We start from the raw sequence: 2136 nt of genomic DNA, 5'->3' as shown, positions 1-2136 counted from the left end.
GTCGTGCACGGCGGTGCGCACCTGATGGACCGGCAGCTCGACGGGCCGGCCGCCGCCGTCACCACCGCGCGGCTGACGTCGCTCGGGATCGCCGTCCGGGTCGGCACCCGCACCGAGGAGGCCGTGGTCAGCGACGGACGCGTGACCGGTGTGCGGCTCGAGGGCGGCGAGGTGCTCCCCGCCGACCTGCTCGTGCTCACCGCGGGCACGTACCCCGAGGTGGGGCTCGCGCAGCGGGCCGGTCTGGACGTGGCGCGCGGCATCGTCGTCGGCCCCGACCTGGCCTCCCCGGCGGACGCGCGCGTGTTCGCGATCGGCGACTGCGCCGAGCCTCCCGAGGGCGGCAGCGGGCTGATCGCGCAGGGCTGGGACCAGGCACGACGCCTCGCGACGCTGCTCACCGAACCGTCGGCGGCGCGCGACGACGTGCCCCTGCCGACCGTCGGCACGGACGTGGTCAAGGTCAAGGGCGTCGGCCTCGACGTCGTCGCGATGGGCGTCTGCGGTGCCGGGTCGGTGTCCGAGGGTCGGCGGGTGCGGCTCAGCGACCCCGAGGGCGGTCGGCACATCGAAGTCGTCGTCGCGGACGGTCGCGTCATCGGTGCCACGTGCGTCGGCGCAGGGCCGGTCGCGGCCGACCTCGTCGCGGCCTACACGCGGGGCACCCCCGTCCCGGCCGACCCCGCCCAGCTGCTCATGCGACCCGTCGCAGGGACGGCCGTCCCTGCCGCGAGCCCGACGCTGATGCCCGACCGGGCCGTCGTGTGCCGGTGCAACGGGGTCACCAAGGGTGACATCGTCGGCTGCTGGCGGCACGGCGCGCGATCCGTGGACGACGTGGCGGCGGCGACGCGGGCCACCACCGGCTGCGGCGGGTGCGAGGACGCGGTGTGCGGCATCGTCGACTGGCTGCGTCGCTCCGACCCGGACCAGCCGGCCCCGGCGACCGCGGCGACGTCAGACGCCCGCGAACCCACCCCGGCGACCACTGCCTGAGCGCCGACCATGTTCATGCGTCCGCTGTCCACGTTCAGGACATGCGCAACGACATGGTGGCCGGTCAGGTGACCGTGACGCGGACCGTGTCGTAGCCCGTGGCGCCGTCCGGGATGACGCCCGCGACGGCACCCGTCTGCGGTCCCTGCGGGTCCGAGGCGCGGACGAACAACTGGTACTCGCCCGGCTCCGCGTCCCACGTCCACGACCACTGGCGCCACGAGTCGATCCCGCCGTCGTCGGCGAGCGTCGCGTCGTTCCAGGACCCCTCGTCCACCCGCACCTGCACGCCGGTGACGCCTCGGTGCTGCGCCCAGGCCGTGCCGGCCACCACCACCGACCCGGCGGGGACCGAGCTGCTCGGCCGCGGCACCTCGATGCGCGACTGCGTCTTGATCGGCCCTTCCGGGGACCAGCCACGGTCGGTCCAGTAGGCGGTGGCGTCGGCGAACCGAGTGACCCGGAGCTCGGTCACCCACTTCGTCGCGGACACGTACCCGTACAGCCCGGGGACCACCATGCGCACCGGGAAGCCGTGCTCGACGGGCAGCGGCTCGCCGTCCATCGCGATCGCCAGCAGCGCGTCGCGCCCGTCGGTCAGGGCAGCCAGGGGGGTCGATGCCGTGAACCCGTCGACGCTGCGCGAGAGCACCATGTCGGCGTCGGCGGTCGGGCGCGCCCGGGCAAGCACGTCCGCGAGGGGCAGCCCCAGCCACTTCTGGTTCCCGATGAGGTCGCCGCCCACCGGGTTGGACACGCACGCCAGCGTCACCCAGGCCTCGACCAGATCGCCCGCCAGCAGCTCGTCCCAGGTGAGCGTGACCTCCTGCTCGACCATCCCGTGGACGCGCAGGGTCCACGTGCTCGGGTCGACCTGCGGGACCACCAGCGCGGTGTCGATCCGGTAGAACTCGTCCGCGGGCGTCTGCCACGGACCGACGCCGTCGACGCCGACGTCCACCCCGGCAGGGACGGGTGCCGCGGAGGTGGCCGGCCGCGGGATCCGGATCGCCGCTCGCGCCGACTGGRCACCCCGGGCACCGGCGCCGATCGCCCGGCCGAGGACCACACCGACCAGACCGAGCGCACCCGCGGCCGCCGTGGCCTGCAGGAACGCGCGCCGCTGGACCCCCTCGGGAC

The 2136-nt window shown here is 75.2% G+C and carries 2 protein-coding genes; one reads left to right on the top strand and one right to left on the bottom strand.

Annotation, left to right across the window (positions count from 1 at the left end; translation table 11 throughout):
• The coding region (locus tag AC1DUQ_RS21110; RefSeq protein WP_477074559.1) for an FAD-dependent oxidoreductase at positions 1–996 on the top strand (996 nt) is incomplete at its 5' end.
• 64 nt (positions 997–1060) lie between these two features.
• Here AC1DUQ_RS21110 and AC1DUQ_RS21105 read toward each other — a convergent pair.
• On the bottom strand, positions 1061–2136 hold a 1076-nt coding region (locus tag AC1DUQ_RS21105; protein ID WP_477074558.1), incomplete at its 5' end, for a molybdopterin-dependent oxidoreductase.

This window comes from Cellulomonas sp. P4_B5_2 (assembly GCF_056402235.1).
The sequence above is the reverse complement of the archived record's forward strand: the minus strand, read 5'-3'. Positions and strand labels throughout refer to the sequence as shown.